Origin of the sequence: Polaribacter marinaquae (genome assembly GCF_038019025.1) — a bacterium.
Lineage (GTDB): Bacteria > Bacteroidota > Bacteroidia > Flavobacteriales > Flavobacteriaceae > Polaribacter > Polaribacter marinaquae.
In genome coordinates this window covers 2,689,691-2,702,791 of the sequence record NZ_CP150496.1, presented here as the reverse complement: position 1 = coordinate 2,702,791, position 13,101 = coordinate 2,689,691, and the positions used below count along the sequence as shown (strand labels likewise).

Sequence of the window (13,101 nt, the reverse complement as noted above, 5' to 3'; positions counted from 1 at the left end):
GCATATATTTGTTACATAGTAACCGCACAACAAGGCTAAAAAGTAGAACTATACTTTTAGCTCCATTCAAAAAAAACACACATCTTACAATACAAATTTAAGATCCAAAAAAATTTAACTTAACAATTTTAGAATGTTCGAAATCTCAGAACTAAAAGCAAAAACTCTTGCTGAATTACAAAATGTTGCCAAATCTATTGGTTTAACAAAAACTAGTCAGTTAAAAAAATTAGACCTAGTTTATCAAATTTTAGATACACAAGCAGCCAATCCTTCTAAAGCAAAGGCTGCCGTTTCACCTAAAAAGGAAAATGTAGAAAAAACAGAAAAACCTAAAAGAAAACGTGTAACTAAAAAAGCTGTTGCTTCTGAAAAAGTTAATACCGAAGAAAGCACTGCTAAAACGGATGAAAAAAATACGGAAGCAGTAACAAAAGAAAGAGCTAAACCAAATCCTAGACCTCAGAAAAAGCCAGTAGCTAAAAAAGAAGTTAAGGTAGAAGATACTGCTAAAGAAAATGTTGCTCCTAAGAAAAATGTTGTAAGCAAAAAGGAAGATAAAACAGAAACCAAAACTGTGAATCAACCAAATAAACCGCAGCATAATAGAAACAACAATCAACCAAACAATAAGCAAAAAAATAACAATAGAGATAAAAACTCTAATAGAAATAACGGTAATAAGTCGAACAATAGATACAGAGATCCTGATTTTGAATTCGACGGAATAATAGAAAGTGAAGGAGTTTTAGAAATGATGCCTGATGGTTATGGTTTCTTAAGATCTTCTGACTATAATTACCTATCGTCTCCTGATGATATTTATGTTTCTCAATCTCAAATTAAATTATTTGGTTTAAAAACTGGTGACACAGTAAGAGGAAATGTTAGACCACCAAAAGAGGGTGAAAAATATTTTCCTTTAATTAGAGTTTCTAAAATAAATGGATTAAATCCTAATATTGTTAGAGACCGTGTTTCTTTTGAACATTTAACGCCTTTATTTCCTCAAGAAAAATTCAATTTAGCAGAAAAAGGAAGCTCTTTATCTACAAGAATTATCGATTTATTTTCTCCGATAGGAAAAGGACAACGAGGTATGATTGTAGCACAACCAAAAACAGGTAAAACGATGCTTTTAAAGGATGTTGCCAATGCAATTGCAGCTAATCATCCAGAAGTATATCAAATTGTTTTACTGATTGATGAGCGTCCGGAAGAAGTTACGGACATGAAACGTAATGTTCGTGGCGAAGTTGTTGCTTCAACTTTTGATGAACCAGCAGACAAACACGTTAAAGTTGCCAATATTGTTTTAGAAAAAGCTAAACGATTGGTAGAATGTGGACACGATGTTGTAATTCTTTTAGATTCCATTACCCGTTTGGCTAGAGCTTACAATACGGTTGCTCCTGCCTCTGGAAAAATACTTTCTGGTGGTATTGATGCAAATGCATTGCACAAGCCAAAAAGATTCTTTGGTGCTGCTAGAAACATAGAAAATGGTGGTTCTTTAACTATTATTGCTACTGCTCTTACAGAAACAGGTTCTAAAATGGATGAAGTAATCTTCGAAGAGTTTAAAGGAACTGGTAACATGGAACTTCAATTAGATAGAAATATTTCTAATAGAAGAATTTATCCTGCAATCGACTTAATTAAATCTTCTACAAGAAGAGACGATTTATTATTAGATGCGCAAACGGTTCAAAGAATGTGGGTGTTAAGAAAATACTTAGCAGACATGAATCCTATTGAAGCAATGGAATTTATAAATGACAGAATTAAGTTCTCTAAAAATAATGAAGAATTCTTAATATCTATGAACGGATAAGAATTAAAACTTATAAATAAATTAAAACACCCTTCTTAACTTTTAGAAGGGTGTTTTTTTGTACTTAAAATTATTATTTAGTAAGCATAAAAAAACCGTTCAAAGCTAATTGAACGGTTTTTAATATTATCTAAGTATACTTCCTCTTAATTAGAAACATACATGTTAGCTCTATTATCTTCTATATCGCTAGCTTTTTTAATTGCTTCGTAAATCTTAAAAGTTAATCTCTTTCTAGATTCAGCAATCTTTTTTCTATTAGCTTCATAATTTGGTAAAGCCGTTGGTAATTCCCTTTTATTTAATTCAAAAGAAAATACACCTCTATTACCTTCTATACCTTTGTATAATTGGTTTTCTTTAGCACCATACATTGCACCAACTACCTTAGGCTCTACTCCTACACCAGAAAGTGAAGAATTTTTAAGATCTACATTTGTAGCTGTTCTTACAGTTGTATTATTTGCTTTTGCTATTTCTTCTAAAGAACTTCCGTTTAATTTTTCTGAAATTAAAGCCGCTTTCTTTTTATTAGTTAAAATTGGTCTTACTCTGTTAATTGCTTTTTCAACTGGCATTAAACCTTTTTCGGTTTCTGCTGTTACTACAGCAACTACATAACTACCTTCTAAATCAAAACGCTTAAAGCTACCAACTTCAGAATCTCCGCTAAATGCCCAAGAAACAATTTGTCTTTGGTTTCCTAAACCAGGAACATTTTCATCTAACACTTGTAAACCTACTGCAGATCTTAAGCTATAATTTTTATCTTTAGCTAAAGTAGCATAATCATCTGTCTTAGAAATTGCTAAAGCAAACTGTTCTGCTTCTTGAAAAACAGCATTTTCTGTAGCTTCTGATGGCACTATTTGTTTACCATATGTTGCTAATTTTAAAACTGTTTGATTGTTTTTTGTATCATCTACACTTACAACATGGTAACCAAAAGGAGTTTCTACTACACCTAAAGATCCTTTTTTGTTTGTAAAACTAAAATCTCTAAAAGCTGGTGTCATTCTATTGTAATTAAACCAATCTAAGTCTCCGCCTTTTTCTCCAGAAACTTTATCCGAAGAAAATTCTTTTGCTAAATCGGCAAACTTACTTTTTCTTCTTTTAACAACAGTTAATAAACTATCTGCAAGTATTTTTGCTTCTTCTTTAGTTCTTGTAACATCTTGTGGCGCTGCTTGAGAACCAACAAAAGGTATTAAAATATGACTAGCTTTTACAGAATCTGGCATTTTAGTAACTTCTGTAATTTTAGATATTTTGAAATATCCTTGATCTTTATAAGGACCAAAAACATCACCTTCTTTACCTGCAAAAATATCTTTGGCTACTGTTTGATTAACTGACGCATTGAATTTATAACCTAAATCTAAATTAATATCAGAATTATTTTCTTCTAAAAACTCTTTGTATTCAGTAGCATTTTTTAAACCTAATCTTTTATCGTTGTTTCTATCTAAAGAATCTTCAATTAAACTTGCAACATTCTGCTTAATTACAGCTTCATCTTCTGGTGTAGCAAGAATATTGAATTTTACATAAGAAAGATCTCTAGCTGCTTCTACCTTAAACTGACTTTTATTATCTTTAATGTAAGATGCAATTTCAGATTTTTTAATTTTAACCAAACTATCAGAAATACTGCTGTAAGGTATGTACACAAACTTACCACTTAACTTTGTATTTTCGATTAAATATTCTGTTTCACCTTCTTTTAATGAAGCACCTAAACCAGCAGTAACTAACTTATTATAAGTATTTGTTTCTGCATTATTTTTAACTTGGTTCATATAACCAGACCAAGCTGCCCACATTTGCTCGTTGTTTGCTTTTGTATCTGCTAAGAATGTTTTAAACTTTCCTTCATCAAACAAACCAGCCTCGTTTAAAAACTGCGGATTATTTTGAACTGACGGAGAATTGATTACTTCGTTCCAAACATCTTGCTCTCCAACAGTAATACCAGCTTCGTTTAACTGATTTTTATATATTTTTTTTCTTACAATGTTATCCCAAACATTTTTTGCAGCTTGCATTTCAGAAACTCTACCACCTGTTTGTTGTTTGTATTGCTCTAATTCTTTTGCAAATTCTTGTGTAGAAATAGCTTCTCCGTTCACTTCTCCTACTTCATTCACTTTACTTGAATTAAAAAAATCTCCTAAAGTAGAAGGATCTAATACAAAAGCAAAAAGTGCTAAACCAATTATGATAATCAAGAACATTGAGCGTTCTCTAATTTTTGATAAAATTGCCATACGTTTTTATTTATTTTCAGTGGGCGAATATACGATTTGGGTTTTAATATTGCAACCCATTTTAAACTAAATAAACAGTAAATAGCAAGTAATGCGGTAAGTAATAATAACTAATCTTCTGTATCGATAATTTTTAAGCAAACGTCGTCTATTTTTGCGCCACTTATATTTAAAATTCTTATCTCGAAACCTTCTATATCAACTACTTCATTCTCTTCTGGTATACTTTCTGTATGTTCGATAATAAAACCACCTAGAGTTTCGTAAGCTTCAGACTTCGGAATGCTTAAATCGTATTCTTCATTTAAATAATCTACTTCTAATCTTGCAGAAAAATTAAATGTTGAATCGTTTATTTTTTCTTCTAGAAACACTTGAGAATCGTGTTCATCTTCAATTTCGCCAAACAATTCTTCGACGATATCTTCTACAGTAATCATTCCAGAAGTACCACCGTATTCATCTACAACTACTGCTATACTTTTTCTCTTTTTCATTAAGATATTTAAAATATCATTAATCATCATAGATTCTGGTACAATTTCTACAGGTAGTAAAATAGATTTTATAGTTCTTGGTTTTTTAAATAATTCAAAAGCATTTACATAACCAATCACATCATCCATAGATGTTTTATAAACCAGCACTTTAGACAAACCGGTCTCGATAAAAATCTTTTTTAATACTGATACTTTTTCGTGAATTTCTACAGCTATAATCTCGGTTCTAGGAACCATAACTTCTCTTGCCTTTACATTGTGAAACTCTAAAGCGTTTTGAAAAATTTGTATTTCAGAGTCTAATTCTTCATCAGTACCAGTTTCTAGTTGTTCTGTAATATAATTTCCTAATTCCTCTTTACTAAATTCAACTTGCTGTTCATCTGCATCTGTTTTGAAAAATACTTTCAGAAAAAAATCTGAAATTAAGGTTATAAACTCAGAGAAAAAATGAAACAATACATAGAAAAAATAGGCAGGTAAAGCAAAAATTTTAAGAACCTCATTTGCATAAATTCTAAAGATTGCTTTTGGTAAAAACTCTGCAGTTATTAAAATAATAATTGTAGAAATTATGGTTTGAATAAGTAAAATAGAAAAATCATTATAGCCATCTAGCGGCAGAATTCTTACTAAAAACCTACCCATATAGTAACTATAAATTACTAAGGATATATTATTACCAACCAACATTGTGGTAATAAATTTAGAAGATTTTTGAGTGATTTTGTTTAGAATTTGAGGAATAAAGCCTTCTCTTTTTTTCTCTAATTCTATGTGAAGTTTATTTGCAGAAACGAATGCAATTTCCATTCCCGAAAAAAATGCGGAAAGTATAATTGACAATAATATAATGATGAGTTCTACTTCCATTAAGAAATCTAAAACTATTTATTTTGATTGTTTCGTTTTTGTACTTTTTTTCTAAAATGTCTCTTAAAAAAGAATACTAAGGTAATCATTAATGCAAAACCTAAAAACAAATAAGATCTACTTCTTTCAGAGTTCCATCTTACAATACCTTCTACTAAGCAAATAAATGCAACTATTAAATATCCGTACTGAAAAAATTTCCAAAGCTTATTCATAATATATTATTCTTCTTTAGTATCGATTTTACCGATAGTTGTTTTGGCTATATATTTACTTAAATCTTCTTTACACTCGAAACCAACACCTGTAATGGTATCTTTTTCTTTAAACATTGTAAAAGGCTTTTCTGAAACAAAATAACCTGTTTTCTGATCCCAAAATAATTGTTCTGTTTCTAATCTAGATTGTTCTGTATGATTTAACACAACAACATTTCCTTTAATTTCCGAAACTTCTGTTTTAGCGTAAGATAATGCATAATCACCTATAATTGTAACAGAATCTTTTCCTTTGTTTTCAAAGTTAATAATTTTTATCCCTTTAGGAAACTCATTATAAGGATGATTTTGACGATTGCTAAAATCTAACAATAAAGGCGTAATTAATTTAGATGTTATTCTACCAGAGTCTTTGTAAACATGAAAAGCATCTTTTGCCTTACCAATTGGCAAGTTTTTTTCTTCTAAAAAAATACGAACTTCTTCTGTAGAATTAGAGCATGAAAAAAGCATTACTGTAAAACAAATTACAGTAATGCTTTTAAATAATATTTGTATGTAGTTTTTCAAAAAAACTATTTATTAGGTATTCTTACAGTTTCTCCAATCCAACATTTAATTGTAAACTTTCCTCCTGGAGTTGCAGTTGCGTTAAAAATATCTTTTTGACTTGGTACATTTTGTCTATAAATGCTGATATACTTTCTAGCTCTAGAAGATATACTTGGATCTACAGAAGATGCTTTTCTAGCCATATTTAATGCTGCTACATAAACCATTCTTTTTTCGAATAAGTTTTCTCCACAATTATTTACACTAGATTGGTATAAAGTTGCGATAAATAAATATGCTCTACCAAAGTTAGGATTAAATTTAATTGCCTCTCTAGCTAAACTTCTAGCTTTACTTAATTGACCTCTATCTCTTGCTGCTTGTGCAAACTTTAATTTATACTTTGCTTTCTTTAATGGATCTGTTTCTAAGCTAAAAGATTTTTCTCTCATATCATTTGCTCCTGCAGAATCGCCATTATCTTCTAAAACGTTAGCTAAGAAAGAATATGCTTCTGGTGAAGGAGATGCTTCTGCGTAAGCTCTAACTAACTTTTCGAATAGTGGATCAGTTTGGCATCCTTTATTAAACATTCTAGAAACCGCTCTTTTTAACCAAACTGCATCTGTTTTATTTGCTTCAAAATCTCTTTGATATAAAGGGATTAAACGTTCACAAGTAGCTATTTCAGAAATAATATTATCCAATCCACCTTCAACAGTACCTAAAGCCTTAGAATTTATTTTGTACGCTCTTAATCTTCCTAAACCTCTTTTATCTAAATTAACAGAATCCTTTCTTAATTCAACTAATTTCTTAGCGTATCCCTCTAATTTAATATTTACATTTTCTAATACATTATCATAAGTATCAAATACTAATTGAGGGTTAGCATCTTTATTTCTATCTGTTACACCTTGAAAATAAAGATATAAATTTTTAACTCCCATTTTAGTAGGATCAATCTTGTATGCTTTTTCTAATATTGAGAATATAGTGTTATCATCTGCTAACTTATTTTTGTATAAATAAGATGCATAATCACTATGTACTTTTGCTGGATTAGAGTTAGGAAAAACTTCTAACCTTTGTTCGTATACTCTTTTTGCTAAAACAGGATCTTTTCTAACATCTTCTGCTAAGTTTGAACCTAATTTATAGATATTTACAGATAAATCTTTACAATTATCTAATAAAAATATCCAATTTGTATAAGCATCATCGTATTTTTTAGACTTATAGTCTCCGCTAAAAAGATTGTATTTAATTTCACAATCTGTTTTTGATACCTGTGCATTTGTTTTTACTGTAGTTATAAATAACATTGCAGCTAATAAAAACGTAATTTTCTTCATTTTAATAGTTGTTTTATAAATTAATCAATCTTTCTTTTTCTGAACCAACTTTGAGCTCCGGAAGCTGTCAATGACAAACTAAGTCTAAAATTAAAGTAATTCTCTTGAACTAGGTTGTTTGTGGTTGTACCTCTTTTACCATATTCGAAACCTAAATTAACGTTAGATAATTGTTTCAGTGGTAAACCTAAACCAAAAGACATGCCAAAGTCGTTAATTGAGGTATAATTTGTTCCAGAACCAGATCCGTCAATCGCTAATCCTATGTTTTCGTATCTTAATCCAGCCCTGTAAGTAACTCTATCCCAGTAACTAGAAATAGAATTTACTTTTGGTATGTAATAACCTCCTAAAGATACTCTGTTAGAAGATTCGTATTTAAAAGAATTGTTTGTATTATTGATAAAACCTTCTGGTTGTATAGCATCTTGATTTTGATATTCTACACCAACATGCCATTTATCATATTTACCTACACTTACTCCTAAGATAGATTTTAAAGGCATTTTATATCTACCATTCGTAGAACTGCTAGAAAGTGTATCTCTAGGAATATCTATACCTGCACCAGAAAGTGTTAAAGAATATAAATACTCGTTACCATACGTTTTTAAATCATTACCTAACTTAAAAGTTGCTCCTGCATTTAAATAAGTATCGTTTTTCAAGAATTTTTGATATTGTGACCCTAAAGTAACAGTACCACCTCTAACAATGCTTGTTTCTTTATATTTTGTTGCTAAACTAACATCTGCTCTTTGGTTTGTAATACTATTTTCTATATTTCCAAAGCTATAATCAGCTTCGATACCTAAGGCAATCTCTTTAGTTAATTTAATACCAAAACTTCCGTATAATCTATTAACACCACCTTCACCTGAATATAAAGTTATTGCAGATATATCACCATTTGCGTCAAATTCGCTATTTGAAAGAGAATAACCAACTGAAGATACTGGTTGTAAACCAACAGAAAAACCAGCTTTACTTCCAATAGGCACACCTAAAGCAATGTAATTTAAACTTGTAGATGTAGAGCTTTGCTTAGCATCTGCAGATTTTACCGTTAAATCGTTGTTTAAAAATCCGATTGCATAAGTAGTTTGCCTTAGAAAAGCATTTGCTGCGGGATTTGTAAAGTTTAAATATTTATAATGGTTAAAAGAAACTCCTATTCCTCCCATTGTTGCGTTTTCAACTGTTCTTGGCGTATACTGCTCACCAATTCCAAAAAAAGAATATGGAGAAGAACTAGTTCTTTGAGCTAATAATGTTGCCGATGTTATCAGTAAAAAAACCGTTAAAATCTTTCTAATCATTTGTGTTCCTTAAATTTCAATATTTCATTTAATCCTTGTAGGAGAAAATTTTGATTGGCAAATATGCTACTTTTAAATTGTTTTGACAAGAAATTTGTGTCTCCTCCCGTTAAAACTATTGTTAAATTTGCAAATTTTTGCTCATAGCTATCAATTATTCCTTGTAACTCTTTCACTACACCATTTAAAACACCAGAAATTATACTTTCTTTTGTATTTTTACCAATAAGATTTTCTAATTCTAATGTTTCTAATAAAGGTAAATTTGCAGTAAACTTGTTTAATGCTTTGTAACGCATTTTTATTCCCAAAGAAATTGCTCCACCCAGATACTCTGCTTCAGAATTCACAAAATCAAAAGTAATACATGTACCCGCATCTATTACTAAAACATTTTTATTCGGAAATTGTTGAACTGCACCTGCAACTAGTGCAATTCTATCTACACCTAAAGTATGTGGCGTTTTGTACAAATTCTTAAAAGGAACTTTTGTTGCTGATGAAACCACTTCTAAATCTACTAATTTATGAAGCTGCAACATCTTTTTTTCTGAAATAGAAGCAACATTTGAAATGATTGCCTGCGAAATTGAATGTTCTTTTAAAATTTTTCTAATTTCTGAAATAATTTTTCTTTTATCAAAAACATAAAGATTTATTAATTTATCTCCCTCAAAAACAGCAGACTTAACCCTTGTATTTCCTACATCAATTGTTAGATTCATGATTCAAATTTAGATAAAAAATAATTTTTTTTTACTTTTTTTTCGAAAAAAGATTAGGAGATATCAAAAAACATTATATATTTGCATCCGCTAAGGCAATGGTACCTTAGCTCAGTTGGTAGAGCAAAGGACTGAAAATCCTTGTGTCCCTGGTTCGATTCCTGGAGGTACCACAAAATTATCCCGTAACTCATTTATAAACAATGATTTACGGGTTTTTTGGTTTTTAGGGTGTGCTCAAAGGTGTGCGCAGTCTGTAACATTACATAACATTTATACTGTTATACTTTAATTAAGCAGCATGGTCCAATCTCTCCAAAACTTCAGCCTCTTTATATAAGACACGTCTACCCATTCTACTCGGAACAAGTATATTTTTCTTTTCCCAATTATTAAGAGTTACCTCTGTTACATGAAGTAATTTTGCAGTTTCACTTCTACTCAAATACTTTTCATGTGAGTTATTAAAAGTAGTCTGACCTATTGCCTTCTATAACATCTTTTTTAAGACAATATAAATGATTTTATAAACGTAGATAAAAAAAGACCCAAACAATCCATTTGAGTCTTTTCTGAAGTTTTATAAAATGTTGTCTGTTATTGTTTGATTAAAAACTCCGTTCTACGGTTTTGACCGTGTTGTTCTTTTGTACATTTATTTCTTTCGCAATCATTGATAGGCTGTTTCTCTCCATAACCAATGGTGGTTATTCGATCTGATGAGATCCCTCTATCTACCAACCATTGTTTTACAGATGTTGCTCTTTGAAGAGATAATCTCTCATTATACAATGCCGGTCCACGAAGATCCGTATGACCTAAGATCTCTAAGTTTATTACTGGATATCTGTTTAATATCTCTACAATCTTAGCTAACTCAATTGCAGCATCGCTTCTAATTGCATGCTTGTCAAAATCAAAGTAAATATTCTCTAACTTTAAGAGATCTTGCAAGTCTACTGCTGCTGGTGGTACCGCTTTCTCTGTAAGATAAATAGTAGTTGTATTGGTGCCTTTAAATTGTAGTGAGGAAGCATATGGTTGATAATTCTCATTGTTTACCTCCAATCTGTAGGTCTTTGATGGATCTAAATCCTTTAAAGATAATTCATTGTTGATTGCAACTATAGTGCCTAAAATACTGTTATTTTCATTTGATAAGGTAACCGATGTATTTCCTATTACATCACTCCCTTTCTTCGATTTGATCATTACTGTCAAATTTTCCAATTTTGGAATCGTTAATCCTGATAACTCATAAATATCATCTGAACCTACATTGTCTTCTTTACGGTTCGAAGAGATAAAACCTGTACCTTCTGAGACTTTATAAACCAAGCCAAAATCATCAGAAGTAGAATTGATAGGGGCGCTAAAAGTATAGACTCTTTTATTCGTACTTTTTAAATCTGTATAATACAAATCTAATCCTCCCTGACCTTTTCTATAATCCGAAGAAAAAATCAAAACATTCTCTGAGGTGATAAATGGAAAAGTATCTCTACCTAACGTATTTATTTGAGCTCCTAAATTCTCTGGCGTACCATAGGTGTTATCACTTATAGATACTCTATACAAATCAGATTCTCCTTTCGTTCCAGGCATGTCTGATGAAAAATATAAATAATCCTCATCAGGACTCAAGGCCGGATGTGCACAGTTGTATTGGTTGCTATTAAATGGTAACTCTTCTATATCTACCCAACGCTTCCCATTATACCTTGCTTTGTATATTTTTAGTAAAACATTTTCTAAAGAATCTGTCTTTACTTGATTTGCTAAATGATTGTTTCTAGTAAAATACATCGTTTTACCATCTTTTGTGAAAACGGCTGAAGATTCATTGTAAAATCTATTGATGCGACCTTTTAATTTGGAAACTTCACCTATAAGGCTATCTCCATCAAAACGACTTTCGTATAGGTTCGTATAAGCCTCATTATTCCAAATAGATTTGGTAGATAAAAAACTCTTTGTCTCCTTGCTACTTGAATAAACAATCTTATCTTCTCCTAGATATGAAACCTTGTAATCTGAATATGGAGAATTAATCTTTGAGTTTTTTAGAGTAACCGAAGAAACAACAAGTACTTCTGGACTTAAAAAAATACGATTCTTAAGCTTATCTTCTATCTTCTCCTGTGGGTATTTCTTTAATAATGTAGCGTACAACTTATCTGCCTTCTTATCTTCTTTCTCACTTCGCAACACATTGATATATCTATAATAGGTGCTCTTAGAAACATCCCTAGTTCTTTTAAATAATGAATCGTAACTTGCTCTAGCTAACGCATAATTAGATTGTAAATAATATGAATTCCCTAAATTCTCAAATAACTCCGGTGAACCATAACCATCTGCTACCAAACCTTTATAAAGAGCTATAGCCTCAGTGTAAGACATGCTATTGTACTTTGAATTAGCTCTTACTTCTCTTTCTTGTTGACCATATATAAATCCACTTACTAATAGTAAGCAAAGTGTAATATAATTAAAATGTAATTTCATCTCTATTTTGTGGTTTTGTTTTTTTTAAAAGAATCGCGGTGCTTTTATATTGCTATTCCTAAATACTTCATAACGTAGGAAAACCTCGTGTGAACCTGAATTAAACGTAGATAGATTATTTGTGTCAAAATCATAACCATAACCTAAAAACCAATTCCTGCTTAACTGAAAGCCAGCTAATAAACTCACAGCTGCATCTATACGATATGACCCTCCTATAGTAAACTTATCATATATCTGAAAATTTCCCGATACATCCAATTGTAACGGAGAACCCGAAACAAACTTTGTCAACAATGCAGGCTTAAATAATACATCTTGACTTAAATCAAATACATAACCCGCTGTAAAATGATAATGCAAACGCTCCTTAGATATCGAACTTACAGATGCTCCTAAGTTTTTATTAATATGTTTGGTCTGTAATAAATTAGGAATTGAAAATCCTAAATAACTCTTATCTGAATACCAAAACACTCCAAAACCAAAGTTCGGAGAAATACGATTATTAATGTTATTCTGCGCCAATACATCCCCTGGGTTAAATATATTTAACTGGTTGAAATCTACATTCAGCATATGAGCACTCGCTCGTAATCCAAAGGCTAATTTATAATCATATGACGTTTGGATCGTATAACTCATATCTAAAGAAACTAAATTCTCTTCAACAGGCCCTATCGCATCATTTAAAAAACTCAACCCAATACCTAAATTAGAAGAACCTAAAGGGGAATGATACGAAAGAGCATTCGTTGTCGGTGCTCCATCCAAACCAATCCACTGAGAACGTTGTGATAAATAAATACTTGTCGTACCACGGGAACCAGCATACGCCGGATTAAAACTCAGCGTGTTATACATATAGTTACTAAACTGAGCATCTTGCTGAGAGTAACTCAATCCGCTTATAAGTATAATAACAAGTGTGACTATTTTTTTCATTT

General features: G+C 30.9%; 11 protein-coding genes and 1 tRNA gene. 2 read left to right on the top strand and 10 right to left on the bottom strand.

Going from position 1 to position 13,101, the window contains the following annotated elements; all coding sequences use genetic code 11:
- Positions 1-133 precede the first annotated feature (133 nt).
- Positions 134-1,834, top strand: a complete 1,701-nt coding sequence (gene rho, locus WG950_RS12010) for a transcription termination factor Rho (protein ID WP_340932661.1) — start codon at positions 134-136, stop codon at positions 1,832-1,834.
- Between the two features lie 146 nt (positions 1,835-1,980).
- On the opposite strand, the gene WG950_RS12005 is transcribed toward rho, so the two are convergent.
- The 7 genes from WG950_RS12005 to WG950_RS11975 all read right to left on the bottom strand — a co-directional run bounded on the left by WG950_RS12005 (position 1,981) and on the right by WG950_RS11975 (position 9,646).
- Complete coding sequence (locus WG950_RS12005; protein ID WP_340932659.1) at positions 1,981-4,104, bottom strand: peptidylprolyl isomerase; 2,124 nt, start codon at positions 4,102-4,104, stop codon at positions 1,981-1,983.
- A gap of 110 nt (positions 4,105-4,214) precedes the next feature.
- Positions 4,215-5,477 (bottom strand): hemolysin family protein, encoded by a 1,263-nt coding sequence (locus tag WG950_RS12000; RefSeq protein WP_340932658.1) that lies wholly within the window; start codon positions 5,475-5,477, stop codon positions 4,215-4,217.
- 14 nt (positions 5,478-5,491) lie between these two features.
- The gene (locus WG950_RS11995) at positions 5,492-5,692 is read right to left on the bottom strand and encodes a hypothetical protein (protein WP_340932657.1); all 201 of its coding nucleotides are present in this window, start codon (positions 5,690-5,692) and stop codon (positions 5,492-5,494) included.
- 6 nt (positions 5,693-5,698) lie between these two features.
- On the bottom strand, positions 5,699-6,265 hold the full coding sequence (lptC, locus tag WG950_RS11990; RefSeq protein ID WP_340932656.1) for an LPS export ABC transporter periplasmic protein LptC: 567 nt from the start codon (positions 6,263-6,265) through the stop codon (positions 5,699-5,701).
- A gap of 5 nt (positions 6,266-6,270) precedes the next feature.
- The gene (locus tag WG950_RS11985; protein WP_340932655.1) at positions 6,271-7,602 is read right to left on the bottom strand and encodes a tetratricopeptide repeat protein; all 1,332 of its coding nucleotides are present in this window, start codon (positions 7,600-7,602) and stop codon (positions 6,271-6,273) included.
- A gap of 20 nt (positions 7,603-7,622) precedes the next feature.
- Positions 7,623-8,921 (bottom strand): hypothetical protein, encoded by a 1,299-nt coding sequence (locus tag WG950_RS11980; protein ID WP_340932654.1) that lies wholly within the window; start codon positions 8,919-8,921, stop codon positions 7,623-7,625.
- Complete coding sequence (locus tag WG950_RS11975) at positions 8,918-9,646, bottom strand: type III pantothenate kinase (protein ID WP_340932652.1); 729 nt, start codon at positions 9,644-9,646, stop codon at positions 8,918-8,920. The genes WG950_RS11980 and WG950_RS11975 overlap by 4 nt, the downstream gene beginning before the upstream one ends.
- Before the next feature lie 100 nt (positions 9,647-9,746).
- Here WG950_RS11975 and WG950_RS11970 point away from each other — a divergent pair.
- Positions 9,747-9,819 (top strand) — tRNA-Phe (locus WG950_RS11970).
- A 119-nt stretch (positions 9,820-9,938) separates the two neighbouring features.
- On the opposite strand, the gene WG950_RS14145 is transcribed toward WG950_RS11970, so the two are convergent.
- The 3 genes from WG950_RS14145 to WG950_RS11960 all read right to left on the bottom strand — a co-directional run bounded on the left by WG950_RS14145 (position 9,939) and on the right by WG950_RS11960 (position 13,099).
- The gene (locus WG950_RS14145; protein WP_377500733.1) at positions 9,939-10,091 is read right to left on the bottom strand and encodes a helix-turn-helix domain-containing protein; all 153 of its coding nucleotides are present in this window, start codon (positions 10,089-10,091) and stop codon (positions 9,939-9,941) included.
- Positions 10,092-10,243: 152 nt separating this feature from the next.
- Positions 10,244-12,154 (bottom strand): OmpA family protein, encoded by a 1,911-nt coding sequence (locus WG950_RS11965; RefSeq protein ID WP_340932650.1) that lies wholly within the window; start codon positions 12,152-12,154, stop codon positions 10,244-10,246.
- Positions 12,155-12,178: 24 nt separating this feature from the next.
- Complete coding sequence (locus WG950_RS11960) at positions 12,179-13,099, bottom strand: PorP/SprF family type IX secretion system membrane protein (protein ID WP_298949656.1); 921 nt, start codon at positions 13,097-13,099, stop codon at positions 12,179-12,181.
- Positions 13,100-13,101 lie beyond the last annotated feature (2 nt).